Annotated in this window: 16 protein-coding genes; 4 read left to right on the top strand and 12 right to left on the bottom strand. The window is 68.3% G+C overall.

Going from position 1 to position 16,621, the window contains the following annotated elements; translation table 11 throughout:
- Positions 1-2 precede the first annotated feature (2 nt).
- The gene (betA, locus tag QWY84_RS03825; protein WP_290201130.1) at positions 3-1,697 is read left to right on the top strand and encodes a choline dehydrogenase; all 1,695 of its coding nucleotides are present in this window, start codon (positions 3-5) and stop codon (positions 1,695-1,697) included.
- Between the two features lie 50 nt (positions 1,698-1,747).
- On the opposite strand, the gene QWY84_RS03820 is transcribed toward betA, so the two are convergent.
- Positions 1,748-2,299, bottom strand: a complete 552-nt coding sequence (locus QWY84_RS03820) for a hypothetical protein (RefSeq protein WP_290201129.1) — start codon at positions 2,297-2,299, stop codon at positions 1,748-1,750.
- A 350-nt stretch (positions 2,300-2,649) separates the two neighbouring features.
- On the opposite strand from QWY84_RS03820, the gene QWY84_RS03815 reads away from it, so the two are divergent.
- Together QWY84_RS03815 and QWY84_RS03810 are read left to right on the top strand one after the other, a co-directional pair.
- Entirely contained in the window at positions 2,650-3,099 is a 450-nt protein-coding gene (locus QWY84_RS03815) for an Hsp20/alpha crystallin family protein (RefSeq protein WP_290201128.1), read from the top strand.
- Positions 3,100-3,121: 22 nt separating this feature from the next.
- Positions 3,122-3,538, top strand: a complete 417-nt coding sequence (locus QWY84_RS03810) for an Hsp20/alpha crystallin family protein (protein WP_290201127.1) — start codon at positions 3,122-3,124, stop codon at positions 3,536-3,538.
- A gap of 57 nt (positions 3,539-3,595) precedes the next feature.
- Here QWY84_RS03810 and QWY84_RS03805 read toward each other — a convergent pair whose 3' ends face one another.
- The 6 genes from QWY84_RS03805 to QWY84_RS03780 form a co-directional block, all read right to left on the bottom strand.
- Positions 3,596-4,162, bottom strand: a complete 567-nt coding sequence (locus QWY84_RS03805; protein WP_290201126.1) for a cob(I)yrinic acid a,c-diamide adenosyltransferase — start codon at positions 4,160-4,162, stop codon at positions 3,596-3,598.
- Positions 4,163-4,221: 59 nt separating this feature from the next.
- Complete coding sequence (locus tag QWY84_RS03800) at positions 4,222-5,919, bottom strand: methylmalonyl-CoA mutase family protein (protein WP_290201125.1); 1,698 nt, start codon at positions 5,917-5,919, stop codon at positions 4,222-4,224.
- On the bottom strand, positions 5,906-6,886 hold the full coding sequence (gene meaB, locus QWY84_RS03795) for a methylmalonyl Co-A mutase-associated GTPase MeaB (RefSeq protein WP_290201124.1): 981 nt from the start codon (positions 6,884-6,886) through the stop codon (positions 5,906-5,908). The genes QWY84_RS03800 and meaB overlap by 14 nt, the downstream gene beginning before the upstream one ends.
- A gap of 3 nt (positions 6,887-6,889) precedes the next feature.
- A complete protein-coding gene (locus QWY84_RS03790) occupies positions 6,890-8,314 on the bottom strand; it encodes a phenylacetate--CoA ligase family protein (RefSeq protein ID WP_290201123.1) in 1,425 nt (474 codons plus the stop codon).
- 74 nt (positions 8,315-8,388) lie between these two features.
- The gene (locus tag QWY84_RS03785) at positions 8,389-8,805 is read right to left on the bottom strand and encodes a cobalamin B12-binding domain-containing protein (RefSeq protein WP_290201122.1); all 417 of its coding nucleotides are present in this window, start codon (positions 8,803-8,805) and stop codon (positions 8,389-8,391) included.
- Between the two features lie 38 nt (positions 8,806-8,843).
- The gene (locus QWY84_RS03780; RefSeq protein ID WP_290201121.1) at positions 8,844-9,524 is read right to left on the bottom strand and encodes a GntR family transcriptional regulator; all 681 of its coding nucleotides are present in this window, start codon (positions 9,522-9,524) and stop codon (positions 8,844-8,846) included.
- A gap of 171 nt (positions 9,525-9,695) precedes the next feature.
- On the opposite strand from QWY84_RS03780, the gene QWY84_RS03775 reads away from it, so the two are divergent.
- Positions 9,696-10,121: an OsmC family protein gene (locus QWY84_RS03775; RefSeq protein WP_290201120.1), complete on the top strand. Its 426-nt coding sequence runs from the start codon at positions 9,696-9,698 to the stop codon at positions 10,119-10,121.
- Between the two features lie 243 nt (positions 10,122-10,364).
- Here the strand turns inward: QWY84_RS03775 and QWY84_RS03770 are convergent, their stop codons facing one another.
- The 5 genes from QWY84_RS03770 to lpdA form a co-directional block, all read right to left on the bottom strand.
- Positions 10,365-11,810 carry a bifunctional 2-methylcitrate dehydratase/aconitate hydratase gene (locus QWY84_RS03770; RefSeq protein ID WP_290201119.1) on the bottom strand — a complete coding sequence of 482 codons (1,446 nt, stop codon included), beginning with the start codon at positions 11,808-11,810 and terminating at the stop codon, positions 10,365-10,367.
- Between the two features lie 76 nt (positions 11,811-11,886).
- Positions 11,887-13,014, bottom strand: coding sequence for a bifunctional 2-methylcitrate synthase/citrate synthase (prpC, locus tag QWY84_RS03765; RefSeq protein ID WP_290201118.1), 1,128 nt, complete (start codon positions 13,012-13,014; stop codon positions 11,887-11,889).
- 56 nt (positions 13,015-13,070) lie between these two features.
- The gene (prpB, locus tag QWY84_RS03760) at positions 13,071-13,955 is read right to left on the bottom strand and encodes a methylisocitrate lyase (RefSeq protein WP_290201117.1); all 885 of its coding nucleotides are present in this window, start codon (positions 13,953-13,955) and stop codon (positions 13,071-13,073) included.
- Position 13,956: 1 nt separating this feature from the next.
- Positions 13,957-14,955: an oxidoreductase gene (locus QWY84_RS03755; RefSeq protein ID WP_290201116.1), complete on the bottom strand. Its 999-nt coding sequence runs from the start codon at positions 14,953-14,955 to the stop codon at positions 13,957-13,959.
- 237 nt (positions 14,956-15,192) lie between these two features.
- Positions 15,193-16,614, bottom strand: coding sequence for a dihydrolipoyl dehydrogenase (lpdA, locus tag QWY84_RS03750; RefSeq protein WP_290201115.1), 1,422 nt, complete (start codon positions 16,612-16,614; stop codon positions 15,193-15,195).
- Positions 16,615-16,621: the final 7 nt, after the last annotated feature.

The raw sequence follows: 16,621 nt of genomic DNA, 5'->3' as shown, positions 1-16,621 counted from the left end.
CCATGGCGAACGAGGAACGCTTCGACTACATCATCGTCGGCGCCGGTTCCGCCGGCGCCGTGCTGGCGCACCGGCTCACGGAAGACCCGGACGTATCGGTCCTGCTGCTGGAGGCGGGCCCCATGGACCGGAGCCTGTTCATCCACATGCCCTCGGCGTTCGCCTACCCGCTGGCGAACGACAAGTACAACTGGTACTACCACAGCGAGCCCGACCCGCACATGGACAACCGCGCCATGTACTGCCCGCGCGGCCGCGTCCTCGGCGGCTCCAGCTCCATCAACGGCATGGCCTACGTCCGCGGCCACGCGCTGGACTACGAGAACTGGGCGCGGGACTTCGGCCTGGACGACTGGCAGTACAGGCACTGCCTGCCGTACTTCCGCAAGGCGGAGGATTTCGACCAGGGCGGCAACGCCTACCACGGGGCCGGCGGTCCGCTGCACGTCACCACCGGCGCCATGGAGAACCCGCTCTACGGCGCCTTCGTGGAGGCCGGCGTGGCGGCCGGCTACCCGCACACCGACGACATGAACGGCTACCGGCAGGAAGGCTTCGGCCCCATGTTCCGGACCACCAAGGACGGCTGGCGCTGGAGCACCGCCAACGGCTACCTGCGGCCGGTGATGAAGCGGCCCAACCTCACCGTGCGCACGCGCACCTTCACCCGCCGCATTCTCATGGCCGGCACCCGCGCCATCGGCGTGGTGGTGGAGCAGGACGGCGCCAGCGCCAACATCCACGCCGAGCGGGAGGTACTGCTGTGCGCCGGGGCCATCAACTCGCCGCAAATTCTCATGCTCTCCGGCATCGGCCCGGCGGACCATCTGCGCGAGCACGGCATCGGCGTGGCCGCCGACCGCCCGGGCGTGGGACGGAACCTCCAGGACCACCTGGAGATCTACGTCCAGTACGCCTGCCGGCGGCCGGTGACCCTCTACAGCGCCATGAAGCCGTGGAACAAGGCCCTGATCGGGGCGGAGTGGCTGCTCCGGCGCTCCGGACTCGGCGCGACCAACCACTTCGAGTCGGGCGGGTTCATCCGCAGCGACGCCGGCGTGGAGCACCCGAACCTGCAGTATCACTTCCTGCCCATGGCCATTACCTACGACGGCGCCGCCACCCAGGACCGCCACGGCTTCCAGGCCCACGTGGGCCCCATGCGGCCGGACAGCCGCGGCTCGGTGACGCTGGACAGCGCCGACCCGCATCAGGCCCCGCGCATCCTGTTCAACTACATGAGCACGGACCGGGACCGCCACGAGATGCGCCAGGCCATCCGGCTCACCCGCGAGATCATGGCCCAGGCCCCCATGGACGACTTCCGCGCCGAGGAGCTGGCACCGGGCGGTGCCGCCACCAGCGATGCGGACCTCGACGCCTTCGTGCGCCAGCACGGTGAAAGCGCTTACCACCCCTCCTGCACCTGCCGCATGGGCCGGGCCGACGACCCGGACGCGGTGGTGGACAGCCAGGGTCGGGTTCACGGTGTCGAGGGGCTGCGGGTGGTGGATGCCTCCATCATGCCCCGCATCGCCAGCGGCAACCTGAACGCACCCACCATCATGATGGCGGAAAAGATCGCGGACGTCGTCCGCGGCCGGGAGCCGCTGGTGGAGGACCAGCCCTGGCACACGCCGGCCGACTGGCGACAGCGCCAGCGCGAAGGCGAGCCGGAACGCCCGCTCCAGGAGTGACGGACCCGGCGCGGCCGGGGCACGAGACCCCGGCCCGCGGGCGGGGGGCGTCAGAACATGAACCGGGCGCCGGCGAGCAGGCCGGGATCACCGTCGAACAGGTCCACGGAGCCGCTGAGGGCCAGGTCGCTGCGCACGTAGTACGTGGCCGTCCCCCGCAGGCCCCAGTAGTCCGCATCCCCGGTCACGGCCCGGAGCTCGCCGCTGACTTCCAGGTCATCGTTGACCATGTGCCGGATCCCGCCCCGCAGCCCGATGCTGGTGTCATCGCCGCCCGGATCGTAGTCCTGGTACTCGATGGTGGCACCGGCCCAGGCATCCGTTCTGGTATCGATGGGCAGGCGCAGCGCGCCGCCGCCGTGAAACGTGGTGTAGTCCACGTCATCGGTGAGGTACTGGAAGCCGCCCAGCAGGAAGAAATCCTGGTTCAGCGCATAGCGCCCCTCGGCATCCAGCCCGACATAGCTCTGGTCCCCGGGATCGGCGTCCGGATACACCGCCCAGCCGCCCTGGACGTAGTCGTAGCTGAATTCCTGTGCGCCCGCGGCGGCCGGAACGGCCAGGCCGGCCAGGACGGCGGTGTACAGCGTCTTCTTGAGCATCGGTGTTCTCCTTCGTTGCGTGGCCCTTGCGCCGCGTACACGCCGGGTCGCCCTGTGGCTGCGGCGCGTCCGCTCCCGGCGGAGGCAACAAGAGTACCGGAAGTCGGTGGGGCGTGACCAAGCGTGGTCGCCCGGCGACAGGCCGGGACGATGGAGCCGCCGCCGTCTTTCCCAATGCACTGACGAAAGGCGAATTTTTCTCTCCCCGCAGCCCTTGAAAACGAACGCGTCGCCCCTATCTACAGGAATGCCCGGGAAGGCCAGGCCCGCAAGGTTCCACAGCGCCGGCCGACGGGCGAGATAAGGAACAAGGTCAAAGGTAACGGGTCGGTTAACGGAGGTGATGGGCCATGTTCGGTGATCTGGCACGCTTCGATGTTCCGGTATTCAACGAGCTGAGCCGCGCGCTGCGGCTGATGGACGAGGCGTTCGGCGATTTCGGCTCCGCGGATCTGCGCTCGGCGCCGCGGGGGACGTTCCCCTACGTCAACGTGGGCGAGACGGAAGACGCGGTCAACGTCTACGTCTTCGCACCCGGCCTGAGCAAGGATGACCTGGAGCTGACCATCGAGAACAACACGCTGTTCCTCGCGGGCAAGCGGCAGCCGGCGTCGGACGCGGAGGGACGGACGTACTACCGGCGCGAGCGCTTCGCTGGTGAATTCAACCGCGCGATCCGCCTGCCCGAGGGTATCGACGCCGACAAGGTGCAGGCGCAGATGCAGGACGGTGTGCTGAACATCCGGTTGGAGAAGGCAGCCGAGCAGCGTCCGCGCCGGATCGAGATCAAGGCGGCTTGAACAACCAGGGGAGGTGATGGCCATGACGGAGATGCAGAGGACCAGCAATCAGGAGCTGAACCGGCAGCAGGACCAGGTGCTGCAGCAGTCCGAGCCGCAGAGCACCGAGCGCAGCCTGGTGCCGCCGGTGGAGATCTACGAGGAGGACGACGCGCTGTACGTGGTCGCGGATATGCCCGGCGTCACCAAGGACACACTGGACGTGGAAGTGGGCAACCAGGTGCTGGAGATCGAGGGACGGATCACCGTGGACATGCCCGAGAACGTAACGCCGATGTTCGCGGAGATCCGCGCCAGCCGGTATGCGCGCCGGTTCACGCTGGGTGACGACGTCGACGCCAGCGGCGCGGAGGCGACCATCCGCGACGGCGTGCTGACGGTGAAGCTGCCCAAGCAGGACAGCCACCGGCGGCGGCGCATCGACATCCAGGCTGCCTGACGGCAGCACCGGGAGCACCACACGACGGGGCGCCCGATGGCGCCCCGTTCTTGCTGGCTACCGGTGCTTGCCCGGCACCCAGAGCACGTCGCCCTCGGCGCCGGCGTTGACGTAGCGGGCGCTGACGAAGAGGTAGTCCGACAGCCGGTTCATGTAACGAACCGCGGCGGGATTGATGGCCTCGAGCCCGGCCAGCTCCGCGATCTCGCGCTCGGCGCGGCGCACGATGGTCCGTGCCATGTGCAGGGCCGCGGCACCGCTGTCGCCGCCGGGCAGGATGAACGAGCGCAGCGGCGGCAGGGATTCATTCAGCGCGTCCATGCGCTCCTCCAGCCAGGTCACCTGCGCGTCGACGACGCGCAGCGCCGTCTTCTCCGCCTCGGCATCGCCCTCCGGCGTGCACAGGTCTGCACCGACATCGAAGAGGTCGTTCTGGATGCGGCGGATGTCGTCGTGGATCTCGCCCTGGAGCGACGTGCACGCCACCCCCAGGGCGGCATTGGCCTCGTCCACGTCGCCGTAGGCGACCACCCGCGGCGAGTGCTTCTCCACGCGGCTGCCGTCGCCCAGCATGGTGGTGCCGGCGTCGCCGGTGCGCGTATAGACCTTCGTTATGCGAACCATCGATCGGCTCCTGGGTCGGTGGAGGACGGCCCCCTGCGGAGGCCGTCACCGTACCACGGTCAGATGACGGGGGTCTCCCGGTACGTGCCCCAGTGGGCGCGCAGGGCCTCCACGATCTCGCCCATGGAGGCGCCCGCCTTCACCAGCGCGATGGTCACCGGCATGATGTTCTCGGATTCGTCCTCGGCCAGCCGGTCGAGCTCGCCGAACAGCCGCTTGATCTCGCCGCTGTCGCGCTCGTTCTTGACCTGCTCGAGGCGCTCGATCTGCCGGGTCTCGGTTTCCGGGTCGTGGGGATGGATCTCCACGTCGGCGTAGTCTTCTTCCTCCTGGAAGCAGTTGACGCCGATTACCGGCCGGTCGCCGGAGGCCTTGCGCAGGGCGAAGTCGTAGGCCGAGTCGGCGATGCCCTTCTGGAACCAGCCGTCCTCGATGGCCTTGACGCAGCCGCCCATGTCGTCGACCTCCGCCAGCGTGTCCCACACGGCCTGCTCGATCTCGTCGGTGAGCTTCTCCACGTAGTAGGAGCCGCCCACCGGGTCGATGACGTCCGGCACGTTGGTCTCGTGGGCGATGATCTGCTGGGTGCGCAGGGCGATCTTCATCGCCTCCTCGGTGGGAATGGCGAAGGCCTCGTCCATGCCGTTGGTGTGCAGGGACTGGGCGCCGCCCAGCACCGCCGACAGCGCCTGGAACGCGGTGCGCACGATGTTGATCTTGTACTGCGGCTTGGTCAGCGTCGCCGCCGCCGTCTGGGCGTGAAAGCGCAGGCGGCACGACTCCGGCTTCTGCGCGCCGAAGCGCTCGGCCATGATGCGCGCATAGCACCGGCGGGCGGCGCGGAACTTGGCGATCTCCTCGAAGAAGTCCGCCTGGCTGACGAAGAAGAACGACAGCCGCGGGGCGAAATCGTCCACGGTGACGCCGGCCTTCAGGGCCTCCTCGACGTACTGCACGGTGGTGGCCATGGTGTAGGCCACTTCCTGGGTGGCGGTCGCTCCGGCCTCGGAGATGTGGTAGCCGGAGATGTTGATGGGATTGTAGCGGCGCATGTTGCGCGCCCCGAAGGCGATGCAGTCGCGCACCAGGCGCAGGGACGGCCGCACCGGGTAGATCCATTCCTTCTGGGCGATGTACTCCTTGAGGATGTCGTTCTGGATGGTCCCGGAGAGGTCATTGAGATCGTAGCCGCGTTTCTCGGCCAGGGCGATGTACATGGCGTACAGGATCCAGGCCGAGGGGTTGATGGTCATGGACACGGAGATCTTGGTCAGGTCGATGCCGTCGAACAGCCGTTCCATGTCGGCCAGGGTATCGATGGCCACGCCCTCGCGTCCGACCTCGCCCTCGCTCATGGGGTTGTCGGAGTCGAAGCCCATGAGCGTGGGCATGTCGAAGTCGATGGACAGCCCCGTCTGGCCCTGGTCGAGCAGGTACTTGAAGCGCCGGTTGGTCTCGTCGGCCGTGCCGAAGCCGGCGATCTGCCGCATGGTCCAGTTGCGGCCCCGGTACATGGTGGGATAGGGGCCCCGCGTGAACGGGTACTGGCCCGGGAAGCCGATCCGGTCGTAGTCCTGATCGGCGTTGTGCAGGGGCGTGTAGACGCGGTCCACCGGCAGGCCGGAGCCGGTGCGGTACTCGCTCTTGGCCTCGGGAGCGCGCTCGAGGAAGCTGTTGAGCTCGTTGTTCTCCCACTGCTCGAAGCGCTCGCCGATCGCCGTGAGGCTGTCGGCGTTGAAAAGCTTATGCTTGCTCATGGCTGATGTTCTCCCTCAATGCGCTGAGTAGGGCGACGGCCGCGGCGTAGGGGTCGGTCCGGCGACCGGTGACCCGCTCCAGCAGGTCGTCGAACTGGCCGTGCCGGCGGCGCTCGAAATCCTCGCGAACGATTTCCTCGGCGATCTTGATGATGCGGTTGCCGGCGATCTGCCGGCGCCGCTGCTCGATCTCGCCGGTGGACGCCAGGTGCTCGCGGTGCCGGTCGATGGCGCCCAGCAGATCGTCGATACCGCTCTTGGGCTCCACCGAGGTGGCAATGACCGGGCACCGCCAGATGTCGGCGCCGGGCTGCAGGTCCATGGACAGCATGCCCTTGAGCTCGGTGACCGTGCGGTTGGCATCGGGCCGGTCGGCCTTGCTCACCACGTGGATGTCCGCGATCTCCAGCACGCCGGCCTTGATGGCCTGGATGTCGTCGCCGAGCCCCGGGGCCGAGACCACCACCGTGGTGTGGCCGGCCTTGACGATGTCCACCTCGTCCTGGCCGACCCCCACCGTCTCGATGAGGATGACGTCGTAGCCGCCGGCGTCGAGGATGTCCACGGCGTCGAGGCTGGCCCGGGCCAGCCCGCCCAGGGTGCCCCGGGTGGCCATGCTGCGGATGAAGGCGCCGGCGTCGGCGGCCAGCTCCGACATGCGCACCCGGTCGCCGAGGATGGAGCCCCCGGAGTAGGGGCTGGACGGGTCGATGGCGATGACACCGACGGTGCGCCCGGAGGCGCGGATGTCCTGGGCGAGCTTCTGCACCAGGGTGGACTTGCCCGAGCCCGGCACGCCGGTGATGCCGACCACGTGGGCGCGGCCGGAATGCCGGTAGAGCTCGGCCAGGGCGGGCCGGCACTCGTCGTCGCCCGCCTCGGCGCGGGAGATCAGGCGCGCCATGGCCCGGCGGTTGCCGGCGCGCGCCTGCGGGACCAGTTCCAGGGAAGGAGTCGGCTTGGGCACGGGTCAACCTCCCTTCTGGTTCTGGAGGGACGTGAACAGCTCGCGGTCGTCGACCACGCGCTGGGCCTTGAAGTCCGTCCGCGGAAAGGTGCCCGGCGCCACCACGTCCATTTTCACGCGCAGCCCCAGGGTGCGCTGGAGGTCGGCGGACGCCCGCTGCCGCAGGATCTCGAAGCCTTCCTCGCCCTGCTGCGCCAGGGGCTCGCTGGCCTCCACCTGGATGACCAGCTCGTCCATGGTGCCCTCGCGGGTGATGACGATGCGGTGCTCGCCGCCGTAGCCGGCCACCTCGTTGAGAACGGCGTGAATCTCGGACGGGTACACGTTCTCGCCGCGGACCTGGATCATGTCGTCGATGCGGCCATAGATGCCGCGGGGGAGGACGGGATAGGTGCGCCCGCAGGCGCTCGGCCCCTCGACCCAGTGGGTCAGGTCCCCGGAGAACAGGCGGATCATGGGCTGGGAGGTGCGCTCCAGGTTGGTGTAGATCGGGGTGCCCTGCTGGCCGTAGGGCACGCGCCGGAGCGTGTCGGGGTCGGCCACCTCTGTGTAGACAATGTCCTGCCACAGCAGCATGCCCTCGCTTTCCGCCGAGCCGGCGGCGTTCATCCAGGGCGTGACCTCGGCCATGGTGCCGCTATCCACCACCCGGGCGCCGAACTCGTCGCGGATGCGGTCGCGGATGCCCGGCACCGAGGCCCCCGGCTCGCCGGAGAAGAACATGACCTTGAGGCCGAACTCGCGCGGATCGATGCCCTCCTCGCGGGCGATCTCCGCGAGGCGCAGTGCGTAGGACGGCGTGGCGTAGAAGCCGGCGGGCTTCATGATCTGCAGCCACTGGATGGCCCGGGAGGTCATGCCCGGCGCGCCGGCGCCGAACGGGAAGGCCTTGCAGCCCAGGCGCTCGGCCCCGGCCAGCGCGCCCCAGGAGCCCATGTACAGGCTGAAGATCGCGGCGATGAACACCGTGTCCCCGGGCCGCAGGCCCATAGCCCACATGATGCGGGCGTGATTGTTGGCGATGGTGTTCCAGTCGCGGCGGCCGATGCCGAACGCCGTGGGGCGCCCGGTGGTGCCGGACGTACCGTGGATGTGATGGATCTCGCTCTCCGGTATGCAGAGGTAGTCACCGAAGGGCGGGCTGCTGGCCTGGGACGCCCGGATGTCCTGCTTGGTGATCACGGGGACCTTCTCGAAGTCCGCCAGGGTCTTGATGTCCCCCGGCTCCAGCCCCGCCTCGGACCATTTTCTGCGGTACATGGGCGCGTTGTCCCAGGCGTACTGCATGACCTCCCGGATGCGCCCGAGGATCAGCTGCTCGCGCTCGGCCGGATCCATGGTCTCCCGCTGCGGGAACCAGTAGCGGCTGTCGCGGTTCGGGAAGTACGCGGAATCGTAGTCCGGCGGGAATCGCCATTGCTCTGCCATGTCTCCTCCAGTACGGCTCATGGCGCCGGCGGGCACCACGGTTATTGTTTTGCGGCCGGCACGCCGGCTGGTCATCAGCGCTCGCCGCGGGCCTCGACCAGCGCGCGGAAGCTGCTGACGATCTCGTCCGGCGGGGTGTCCTGGAGGAGAATCTTCTGGACGCCGAGCTCGTGGAGCTTGTCGATGTCCTCGTCGGGGATCACGCCGCCGGCGGTGACGATGATGTCGTCGGCGGATTCCTCGCGGAGCCTGGCCATGATCTTGGGGATCACGGTCATGTGGGCGCCGGAGAGGATGCTCACGCCGAGGATGTCCACGTCCTCCTGCATGGCGGCGGTGGCGACCTCTTCGGGGGTGCGGTGCAGGCCGGAATAGATCACGTCCATGCCGGCGTCCCGCAGGGCCCGGGCGACGATCTTCACGCCGCGGTCATGGCCGTCGAGCCCGACCTTGGCCAGCAACACGCGGATGGAACGATTGTCGTCGTTCATTTGCTTCTCCTCCTGGTGGTAGAGCCCGATGGCGGGCCTTATCCGGTACGTTTGTTGACGGCGGTGTCCTCTGCCAGCTGCTGCTGGAGCCAGTGCGAGGCGTCGTCGACATGGGCCCGGGCCAGGCGCTCGGCGCGCGCGCGGTCGCCGGCCGCCACCGCGTCCAGGATGGCTTCGTGCTCCTGCCAGATCCGGATCTGGTTCTCCGTGTCGTCGATGATCGCGCTCATGATCCGCCGGATGTGCTTCCACCGGGCGCCCATGACATCGGTAATGACCTCGTTGCCGGCCATTTCGTAGATGAGCTGGTGGAAGTCGATATCGGCACCGATGAGCATGGGGATGTCGCCCGCGGCCAGGGCCGACCGCCCCTCCGCCACGATCTCCCGTCCGCGCTCGCGCTGTCGCGCCGTGGCGCGCTCCGCGGCGGCACCGGCCGCGAACATGTCGACCCCGCTGCGGAACTCGTACAGGTCCCGCACCAGCTCCGGGCTCAGCGGCGTGACCTTCACGCCCCGCTTGCCGGCGCTGCAGACAAACCCCTCGGCCTTGAGCCACTGGAGCGCCTGCCCGACCGGCAGCCGGGAGACGTTCAGGCGTTCCGCCAGCTCTTCCTGGGTGAGCCGCTGGCCGGACTGCAGGGTGCCTTCGCAGATGCCGTTGAGAATCGCGTCGTAGACCAGCACGGGCAGGGGCTGCGGGGAGTCGACTGGCTGCATGGGCGCTGCTACCTCGTTATTCCGTATTCTGTATACAGAAAACAGTATTCACCGTTTTGCCGAACGTCAAGTCGCGGCAGTCATCGGCGTTGACATGGGCCGGCGGCGGGCCCCATGTTCTGTCGGGAGCCGGGTGTCCGGCTTCCCTGCCATCAGCAAGGAGGAGTCATCATGAAACGCAGTGCCAGCGCGCAGTGGAACGGGGATCTCAAGTCGGGCAAGGGCGTGATCAGCACCGACAGCGGCGTTCTCGACAGCACGCAGTACTCGTTCGGAACGCGATTCGAGGACGGCAAGGGCACCAACCCGGAAGAGCTCATCGGTGCGGCCCACGCCGGGTGCTATTCCATGGCCCTGTCCATGATGCTGGGCGAGGAAGGTCTGACAGCGGACGATATCCGTACCAAAGCGGATGTCACGCTGGACCAGGTCGAGGGCGGATTCGCGATCACCGCGATCCATCTGACGGTGCGGGCCCGGGTGCCGGGCGCCGACGATGGGGCGTTCCAGCGGGCCGCCAATAACGCCAAGGCCGGCTGCCCGGTATCGAAGCTGCTGAACGCGGACATCACCATGGATGCACAGCTGGAGGGGTAGGGATCGGTGCGGCGGGCAGTAGGAGCGGCTTCAGCCGCGACCTTCCAGAGGCATTAGGCTCTCTGGAACATCGCGACTGACGTCGCTCCTACGAGTCGCTCCTGAATCCGTTGCGGCCGCTGGTGTGATGCCTGTGGGAGGGCCTTCAGCCCCGATTATCATCGGACAGAGCAGCCTGCCCCGAACGTCGTGGCCGAGAAGCCGCTCCCACAGCACGTCCGCGGCGCCGCGGCCGCGGCTACGCTACATGGCCCACAGGTCCATGAACTCGTTGACCGGCATGTCCTCCAGCGCCCGCTGGTTCTCGCAGGCGCGGCGGATGGCCTCGGCCTGGCGCGGCGCGAAGCGGGTGGCCAGGGCGTTCTCGAACTTCTCCACCAGCACCGGGATACCCTCGTCGCGGCGGCGGCGGTGGCCGATGGGGTACTCCACGGCCACACGGTCCGTCTTCGAGCCGTCCTTGAAGATCACCTGCACGGCGTTGCCGATGGAGCGCTTGTCCGGATCCAGGTAATCCTTCGAGAACTGCTTGTTCTCGGTCACCTCCATCCGGTCGCGCAGCGCGTCGATGCGCGGGTCGGCCGCCACGTCGTCCTCGTAGTCGTCGGCGGTGAGCCGGCCGAAGATCAGCGGCACGGCCGTCATGTACTGGATGCAGTGATCGCGGTCGGCCGGGTTGTCCAGCGGGCCGGTCTTGTCGATGATGCGCACCCCCGCCTCCTGGGTCTCGATCACCACCCGGTCGACCTCGTCGAGGCGGTCCTTGACCTGGGGATGCAGGGTCATGGCCGCCTCCACGGCGGTCTGGGCGTGGAACTCGGCGGGGAAGGAGATCTTGAACAGCACGTTCTCCATGACGTAGCTGCCGAAGCCCTGGCTGAGCTTCAGCGGCTCGCCCTTGAACAGCACGTCGTTGAAGCCCCAGCCCTTGGCGGACAGCGCCGACGGATAGCCCATCTCGCCGGTGCGCGTGATCAGCGCCAGGCGCACGCCGCGGGCGGAGGCGTCCCCCGCCGCCCAGCTCTTGCGCGAGCCGGTATTGGGCGCATGGCGATAGGTGCGCAGGCTGGAGCCGTCGATCCATGCGTGGGACAGGGCGTTGATGACGTCGTCACGATCGCCCCCCAGCAGCTGCGTGGCCACCGCCGCCGTGGCGATCCGGCAGAGCATGACGTGGTCCAGGCCCACGCGGTTGAAGCTGTTCTCCAGCGCGATCACGCCCTGGATCTCGTGGCACTTGATGGCGGCGGTGAGCACCTCGCGCATGGCCAGCGGCGCCTTGCCGTTGGCCACGTTGCGGCGGCTGATGTAGTCGGCGATGGCCAGCACGCCGCCCAGGTTGTCGGAGGGATGCCCCCACTCGGCCGCCAGCCAGGTATCGTTGAAGTCCAGCCAGCGGATCATGGCACCGATATTGAACGCGCCCTGCACCGGGTCCAGCTGGTAGGCCGTGCCCGGCACCCTGACGCCGTTGGTCATCTGCGCCTCGGGAACCACGGGCCCCAGCAGCTTGGTGCAGGCCGGATACTGCAGGGCCAGCATGGCGCACGCCAGGCTGTCCATGAGCATGTGGCGGGCCGTGTCATAGGCCTCGTCGCTGTCGATGGCCTGGTTGGCGACATAGTCGGCGATGTCGACGAGCTCCCTGTCGGGATCGGGGCGCTTGGCGCTGCGGATATCGGCGCACATGGATCGGGTCTCCTGATTGGGTTCCGGGTCGCGTGCGCCCGCCGTCGCGGGCGGGCGCGCATGGGGTCGGTCCGGGTCAGCCGCGCTGGTCGATGGGCTTGACCTCGCGCAGCTCCGGGCCCACGTACTCGGCGCTGGGCCGGATGATGCGGTTGTTCTCGCGCTGCTCCATGACATGGGCGACCCAGCCGGTGAGCCGGGACATGACGAAGATCGGCGTGAACAGCTTGGTGGGGATGCCCATGAAGTGGTACGCGGAGGCGTGATAGAAATCGGCGTTGGCGAACAGCCTCTTCTCGTCCCACATGAGCTGCTCCACCGCTTCGCTTACGGGGTAGAGCACGGTGTCGCCGACATCGTCGGCCAGCTTCTTCGACCACGCCTTGATCACCGCGTTACGCGGATCCGACTCGCGGTAGATGGCGTGGCCGAACCCCATGACCTTCTCCTTGCGGTCCAGCATGCCCTTGAGCTCGCGCTTCGCCTCTTCCGGCGACGACCACTGCTCGATCATGGCCATGGCCGCCTCGTTGGCGCCGCCGTGCAGGGGGCCGCGCAGGGAGCCGATGGCGCCGGTCACGCAGGAGTGCATGTCCGACAGCGTCGACGCGCATACCCGCGCGGTGAACGTGGAGGCGTTGAACTCGTGCTCGGCGTAGAGGATCAGCGAGACGTTCATGACGTCCGCATGCAGCCGGGTCGCGGGCCTGCCGTGCAGCAAATGGAGAAAATGGCCACCGATGGAGGCGTCGTCGGTATTCGGGTCGATGCGCACGCCGTCGTGGCTGTAGCGGTACCAGTAGGTAATCACCGAGGGAAGCACCGCCAGGAGGCGGTCGGCGACGTCGTACTGCTGGGAGAAGTCCGTCTCGGTCTCCAGGGTGCCCAGCATCGAGGCGCCGGTGCGCATGACGTCCATGGGGTGGGCATCCGCCGGGATGCGCTCCAGGACCTCGCGCACCGGCTCGGGCAGATGGCGCATGCCCTGGAGGCGCTTGATGTACGCGTCGAGCTGGCTGCGCGTGGGCAGCTCGCCGTAGAGGATCAGGTAGGCGACCTCCTCGAAACTGGTGTTGTCCGCGAGATCGCGCACGTCGTAGCCGCGATAGGTCAGGCCCGTCCCCTTCTGGCCCACGGTGCACAGCGCCGTCGCACCGGCTGTCTGCCCGCGCAGTCCGGCCCCGCCTTGCTTTGTCTCCGTCATGATCCGCCTCTCTGTGGTTACTAACCTTCCCGCAACCCCCTCGGGAGCCGCCCGGATTACTGGTCCTTCCGGAACAGGGCGTCGAGCTTTTCCTCGTACGCGTGGTAGCCGAGGACATCGTAGAGCTCGGCCCGGGTCTGCATGGTATCCACCACCCCGGACTGGGTGCCGTTCGCGCGGATACTGGCGTATACCTGCTCGGCGGCCCGGCTCATGGCCCGGAATGCCGACAGCGGGTAGAGAACCATGCCGGCGCCGGCCTGCCGCAGCTCGTCGGTGGTGAACAGCGGCGTCTGGCCGAACTCGGTGATGTTGGCCAGAACCGGGACCGGCACCCGGTCCGCGAACGCCTTGAACTCGTCCAGGGAGTGCAGGGCCTCGGCGAAGATCATGTCGGCGCCGGCCTCCACGTAGGCATTGGCCCGGTCCAGCGCCGCTTCCATGCCCTCCGAGGCGTAGGCATCGGTGCGCGCCATGAACACGAACTGCTCGTCCCGGCGCGCGTCCACGCCGGCCCGGACCCGGTCCACCATCTCGTCCCGGGAGACCAGCTCCTTGTTGGGCCGGTGCCCGCAGCGCTTGGCCGCCACCTGGTCCTCCAGGTGGATGGCGGCGACACCGGCGCGCTCCATCTCGCGCACCGTACGGGCGATGTTGAAGGCGCTGCCCCAGCCCGTATCCACGTCCACCAGCAGCGGTGTATCGGTAATGCCGGTGATCCGCCGGGCGTCCTCGAGGACGTCCGCCAGCTGGGTGATGCCGAGATCGGGCAGCCCGTAGGAGGCATTGGCGACGCCGCCGCCGGACAGGTAGATGGCGCGGAAGCCGGCCCGCTGGGCCAGCAGGGCCGAATAGGCGTTGATGGTTCCGGCGATCTGCAGCGGCCGCTCCGCCTGCAGGGCGGCGCGGAAACGGGCGCCGGCGGTGTTGGTCTCGCTCATGTCATTGCTCTCCGCTGAGGCGCACCAGCATCCGGCCCCGGACCCTGCGGTCCAGCAGCTCGGCGCAGGCGCGGGGAACATCATCCAGCCCCAGCTCGCTGTGGCAGATGGTGTCGAAGTCCTCGTCGCGCAGCAGCTGCGCGGCCCGCTCCCAGATCTTCAGCCGCAGCGTGACAGGACAATAGACCGAGTCGATGCCGAGCAGGCTGGCGCCCCGCAGGATGAACGGCAGCACCGTGGTCTGCAGGTCCGTTCCCTGGGCCAGGCCGATGGCGGCGATGTTGCCGAAGGGCTTCACGGTCCGGGTCAGCCAGGTCAGCGTCTCGCCGCCCAGGGCGTCGACCGCACCGGCCCACTGCGCCTTCTCCAGCGGCCGCTTGCCGTAGTCCACATCCGCGGGATCGAGGATCGAGGCAGCGCCCAGGGAGCGCAGGTAGTCGGCCGCGTCGGCCTTGCCGGTCATGGCCGTGACCTCGTATCCGGCGCGGCTGAGAAGGCGCGTGGCGAAGCTGCCGACCCCGCCGCTGGCGCCCGTGACCACCACCGGCCCCTGCTCGGGGCGCTGGCCGTTTTGCTCCATGCGGACCAGGGCCATGGCCGCGGTGAAGCCGGCCGTGCCCACCAGCATCGCCCGGCGCAGATCCAGCTCGTCGGGCAGCGGCACGACCCAGTCGCCGTGGACGCGCGTGCGCTCGGCATAGCCGCCGTCGTGGGTCTCGCCCATGCCCCAGCCGGTGACCAGCACCGGCTGGCCCGGCTTGTAGCGGGGATCCTCGGAGGTCTCCACGGTCCCGGCGACATCGATGCCGGCAACCAGAGGGAACTTGCGGGCGATCTTGCCGGCGCCGGTCACCGCCAGGGCATCCTTGAAATTGATGCCGGACCAGGCGCTGCGGATCTCCACCGCACCTTCGGAGAGATCGTCCAGCGTGATGTCCTCGACCCGTGCGGTTACGCCCCCGTCGGCCTGGTGAATGCGCAACGCCTTGAACGAACTCATCTTCTCCCCCTGAACCGTGGCGGTTCGTCAGTTTACCCCACGCGCAAAGGCGTTCCCAAAACCCCGCCGGAACAGCATGTTACTGCGGAAAACCGGGCACACGGGCGGCCGCAGGCCGGTGAGCGGGACCGATCCCCGCCCGGGCAGCCTTTGATATTTCAATACTGCCCGCGCGGCACGATTGGCAACGTGGCCGCGCGCCGGTCCGCAACGGGCCCGGCACGCGGCCGTCCCGGCTTAGTTGGCCTTGTGGATGGCCCGCCGGGAGACGGAAAGGGCCGCCTCGTGGACCGCCTCGGACAGGGTCGGGTGCGCATGGATGGTCCGGGCCAGATCCTCCGAGCTGGCATGGAACTCCATGGCCACCACGGCCTCGGCGATGAGCTCCGACGCCTGGGGCCCGACGATATGGACCCCGAGGATGCGGTCGGTCTCGGCATGGGCGATGACCTTGACCATGCCGGCCAGATCTTCCATGGCGCGCGCCCGGCCCGTGGCGCCGAAATTGAAGGTGCCGCTCCTGAAGGGCACGCCGGCGGCCTTGAGCGCCTCTTCCGTGCGCCCGACCCAGGCGATCTCCGGGTGCGTGTAGATGACCCAGGGGATGGTCTCGTAGTTCACGTGCCCGGGCTGGCCGGCGATCATCTCGGCGACCATGGCGCCTTCCTCGGAGCCCTTGTGCGCGAGCATGGGCCCGCGCACCACGTCGCCGATGGCGTAGACGCCGGGGAGGTTGGTCTGGCAGTGATCGTCGACATTGATGAAGCCGCGCTCGTCGAGCAGCAGATTGGCGTCCTCCGAGAACAGATCGCCGGTATTGGGCCGGCGGCCCACGCAGACCACGAGCTTGTCCACCTGGATGCTCTGCTTGCCCTTCTTGTCCTCGTAGTGAACGGTGACGTTCTTGGCCGTCTTGGCACTGGTCACCCGCGCGCCGAAGCGGATATCCAGGCCCTGCTTCTTGAACTCCGCCTGGGCCGCCTTGGCGACCCGCTGGTCCACCGGCGGCAGGAACTGGTCCTGGGCTTCCAGCAGCGTGACCTTGGACCCGAGTCGGCTCCAGACGCTGCCCATCTCCAGGCCGATGACGCCGGCGCCGATGATCCCCAGGCGCTTGGGCACCTCGTCGAACTCCAGCGCGCCGTCGGAGTTGACGATGCGCTTGCCGTCCAGCGGCGCGGCGTCGATGTCGATGGGCCGCGAGCCGGGCGCGAGGATCACGTTCTCCGCCTGGTAGGTCTCCTGCTCGCCCTTGTGGCGCGTCACCTGCACCTGCTTGTTCTCCAGCAGCTTGCCGTGCCCCTGGACCCAGGTGATGTTGTTCGCCTTGAACAGCTGCGCGATCCCTCCGGTGAGATCCTTCACCACCCTGTCCTTGCGCTGGATCATCGCCTTGACGTCCAGCTCGACGCCGCTGGCCTTGATGCCGTGCGCGGACAGGGTATTGGTGACCTTGTGGTACTGCTCGGACGAATCCAGCAGGGCCTTGGAGGGGATGCAGCCGACATTGAGGCAGGTGCCGCCCAGGGAGGGCTCCCCGTCCTTGTAGACGAAATTGTCCACCACGGCGGTGGACTGGCCGAGCTGCGCGGCGCGGATGGCGGCGACGTAACCGGCGGGACCGCCGCCAACGACGATGACGTCAAAATGCTTGGACATGAATCGC

The sequence above is a fragment of the Aquisalimonas lutea genome (assembly GCF_030409225.1).
Taxonomy (GTDB): Bacteria; Pseudomonadota; Gammaproteobacteria; order Nitrococcales; family Aquisalimonadaceae; genus Aquisalimonas; species Aquisalimonas lutea.
Note: the sequence above shows the minus strand (reverse complement) of the source record. Positions and strands in the feature narration are given on the sequence as shown.